The 3,971-nt window shown below is 53.9% G+C and carries 1 tRNA gene and 2 rRNA genes; all 3 read left to right on the forward strand.

The annotated features are described in order from the left end of the window. The first annotated feature begins 191 nt into the window (after nucleotides 1-191). The 3 genes from ACFQ3C_RS18820 (at nucleotide 192) to ACFQ3C_RS18830 (ending at nucleotide 3,970) form a co-directional block, all read left to right on the forward strand. Nucleotides 192-3,645, forward strand: a 23S ribosomal RNA gene (locus ACFQ3C_RS18820). Between the two features lie 82 nt (nucleotides 3,646-3,727). Further along, nucleotides 3,728-3,842: ribosomal RNA gene (gene rrf / locus ACFQ3C_RS18825) — 5S ribosomal RNA — on the forward strand. Between the two features lie 51 nt (nucleotides 3,843-3,893). After that, a tRNA-Met gene (locus tag ACFQ3C_RS18830) sits at nucleotides 3,894-3,970 on the forward strand. Nucleotide 3,971: the final 1 nt, after the last annotated feature.

A 3,971-nucleotide genomic window follows, 5' to 3' on the forward strand; every position in this document is an offset into this window, starting at 1 on the left:
TTGTGCCAAGCCTTCGGGCGCGGCGAGCATGTGACGCGGCCCTTTCCTCGGCTGCCCATATGTCTGCAAGGTCGAAACGAACAGAGTTGTCCAAGTCAAGTACACTAACCAAATGTCTCGATGATCCGCACGGTTCATCGGGGCGGGAAAGTATGCTTTTGATCGGAAAGAGTCTTTCTCTTTCTGGATCAAATCAAGCGCGAGAAGGGCGTTTGGTGGATGCCTTGGCAGTAAGAGGCGATGAAGGACGTGATACTCTGCGATAAGTCATGGGGAGCTGAGAATATGCTTTGATCCATGAATTTCCGAATGGGGCAACCCACCTGATATTCTGTTATTGTTACCCTTCGGGGTGATCAATAATGGGGTAAACCAGGTACTTTTAACCTGAATACATAGGGTTTTAAGAGCAAACCCGGGGAACTGAAACATCTAAGTACCCGGAGGAAAGGACATCAATAGAGACTCCCCTAGTAGCGGCGAGCGAACGGGGACCAGCCGAGTCCTGAGAGTGACCAGAACTGTTTGGAAAAGCAGGCCATAGCGGGTGACAGCCCCGTATGGGAAGCTCGATGGAACGTATTAAGTAGGGCGGAACACGTGAAATTCTGTCTGAAGATCGGGGGACCACCCCCGAAGGCTAAGTACTCCTTACTGACCGATAGCGAACCAGTACCGTGAGGGAAAGGTGAAAAGCACCCCGACGAGGGGAGTGAAACAGTACCTGAAACCGAACGCCTACAATCAGTCGGAGCTTGACTGGACTCTAATGACAATCTACCCCGAAGGGTCAGTTTTAAACCGTCCCCGGGGTGAACCGACATGTCAGATTTTGCCGTTGTTACCGATGGAACCTTTGCGTTTGTCGGGCTCGTTCTGGGCCTGATCAACATGGGCGTGAACCACTGCCCGAATGAAGGTTGCCTGGCCAAGAACGCGCGCACGCCCTATGTCGCCGCCTCGGTTGGCGACGTGGTGTTCCAGAAGGATGTTGTGGGTGAAGAGATTTACCTGCGCAAACAGACCGGAACCGCACGCGGCCCGTTCCAGTTCACCTATGGTGCATCAGTCACCGACGCGGGTGGGCTGTGGATCGGTCTTGGAAATACAACGACATACACAACCGCGAACCAAAGATGGTATGCACAGTTCCACACGATGCCCGGCATTTACCTGCAGGGCGCAGAGGTGGACCTGGGTGGCGCCATCCAGTTCCGGTCTGGCATAGAGCTGGGATATGAGAACCGCCAGGGTGTGCGGATGGGCCTCTCGGTCGACCATCGGTCGAACGCAGGGCTCGACGGCACGAACCCCGGTCTTGAAACCGTACAGTTTCGAGTCTCCATCCCCGTGAACTGACGTTCAGATTATCATTAGTGTCCAGTCTTGTGACGGCGTACCTTTTGTATAATGGGTCATCGACTTGGTCTCACGAGCAAGCTTAAGCCGTTAGGTGTAGGCGCAGCGAAAGCGAGTCTTAATAGGGCGTTGAGTTCGTGGGATCAGACCCGAAACCGAGTGATCTAGGCATGACCAGGATGAAGGTTAGGTAACACTAACTGGAGGTCCGAACCCACACCTGTTGAAAAAGGTCGGGATGAGTTGTGCCTAGGGGTGAAAGGCCAATCAAACTCGGAGATAGCTGGTTCTCTGCGAAATCTATTTAGGTAGAGCGTCATCCGAATACCCCGGGGGGTAGAGCACTGGATGGGTAATGGGGCCCCACAGGCTTACTGATCCTAACCAAACTCCGAATACCCGGGAGTACTAGATGGCAGACACACGGCGGATGCTAACGTCCGTCGTGAAGAGGGAAACAACCCTGACCTACAGCTAAGGCCCCCAATTCATGGCTAAGTGGGAAAGCAGGTGGGACGACCAAAACAACCAGGAGGTTGGCTTAGAAGCAGCCATCCTTTAAAGATAGCGTAACAGCTCACTGGTCTAAATAAGTTGTCCTGCGGCGAAGATGTAACGGGGCTCAAGCCATGAGCCGAAGCTTAGGATGCCGTAAGGCATGGTAGCAGAGCGTAGTGTGACATAGTATCTATCCTCTTTAGCCCCTCTCGGGGGGCCTTGGAGGACAAGATACTTTCTGTGAAGCCGGGGCGTGAGCCATCCGGTGGAGAGATCACTAGCGAGAATGATGACATGAGTAGCGACAAACAGGGTGAGAGACCCTGTCGCCGAAAGTCCAAGGGTTCCTGCTTAAAGCTAATCTGAGCAGGGTAAGCCGACCCCTAAGGCGAGGCCGAAAGGCGTAGTCGATGGGAACCAGGTTAATATTCCTGGGCCAGGAGGATGTGACGGATCGAGACTGTTGTTCACCCTTATCGGATTGGGTGGGCCGCTGATCGGTTCCTGGAAATAGCCCTCCATGAGATCGTACCCTAAACCGACACAGGTGGACTGGTAGAGAATACCAAGGCGCTTGAGAGAACTATGTTGAAGGAACTCGGCAAAATACCTCCGTAAGTTCGCGAGAAGGAGGCCCGGTTTCTAGGCAACTAGAGGCTGGGGGCACAAACCAGGGGGTGGCGACTGTTTACTAAAAACACAGGGCTCTGCGAAGTCGTAAGACGACGTATAGGGTCTGACGCCTGCCCGGTGCCGGAAGGTTAAAAGGAGAGGTGAGAGCTTTGAATTGAAGCCCCGGTAAACGGCGGCCGTAACTATAACGGTCCTAAGGTAGCGAAATTCCTTGTCGGGTAAGTTCCGACCTGCACGAATGGCGTAACGACTTCCCCGCTGTCTCCAACATAGACTCAGCGAAATTGAATTGCCTGTCAAGATGCAGGCTTCCCGCGGTTAGACGGAAAGACCCCGTGCACCTTTACTACAACTTCACACTGGCATCAGGCCAAGCATGTGCAGGATAGGTGGTAGGCTTTGAAGCAGAGACGCCAGTTTCTGTGGAGCCTCCCTTGAGATACCACCCTTGCTTTGCTTGATGTCTAACCGCGGTCCGTTATCCGGATCCGGGACCCTGTGTGGTGGGTAGTTTGACTGGGGCGGTCGCCTCCTAAAGAGTAACGGAGGCGCGCGAAGGTTGGCTCAGAGCGGTCGGAAATCGCTCGTTGAGTGCAATGGCAGAAGCCAGCCTGACTGCGAGACTGACAAGTCGAGCAGAGACGAAAGTCGGCCATAGTGATCCGGTGGTCCCAAGTGGGAGGGCCATCGCTCAACGGATAAAAGGTACGCCGGGGATAACAGGCTGATACTGCCCAAGAGTCCATATCGACGGCAGTGTTTGGCACCTCGATGTCGGCTCATCTCATCCTGGGGCTGGAGCAGGTCCCAAGGGTATGGCTGTTCGCCATTTAAAGAGGTACGTGAGCTGGGTTTAGAACGTCGTGAGACAGTTCGGTCCCTATCTGCCGTGGGTGTAGGATACTTGAGAGGAGTTGCCCCTAGTACGAGAGGACCGGGGTGAACGTTCCACTGGTGGACCAGTTGTCGTGCCAACGGCAGTGCTGGGTAGCTATGAACGGACAGGATAACCGCTGAAGGCATCTAAGCGGGAAGCCCCCCTCAAAACAAGGTATCCCTGAGGGCCGTGGTAGACCACCACGTCGATAGGCCAGAGATGTAAGCGCAGCAATGCGTTCAGTTGACTGGTACTAATTGCCCGATAGGCTTGATTTGATCCAGTAAAAGAATGACTGACAAATCAAAAGCATACACATTCAGAGTACTGACTTGGACAACCGTTGAGTTCCTTCCTCGGTTTGGTGGTCATAGCACGAGCGAAACACCCGGTCCCTTTCCGAACCCGGCCGTTAAGCGCCGTCGCGCCAATGGTACTGCGTCTCAAGACGTGGGAGAGTAGGTCACCGCCAAACCTAGAAAGGAACTCAATAAATCGTATCTCTCTAAACGATCACAATCAATACCGCGGGATGGAGCAGCCCGGTAGCTCGTCAGGCTCATAACCTGAAGGTCGTAGGTTCAAATCCTACTCCCGCAACCAA

The organism is Seohaeicola saemankumensis (assembly GCF_042678485.1).
Taxonomy (GTDB): Bacteria; Pseudomonadota; Alphaproteobacteria; order Rhodobacterales; family Rhodobacteraceae; genus Seohaeicola; species Seohaeicola saemankumensis.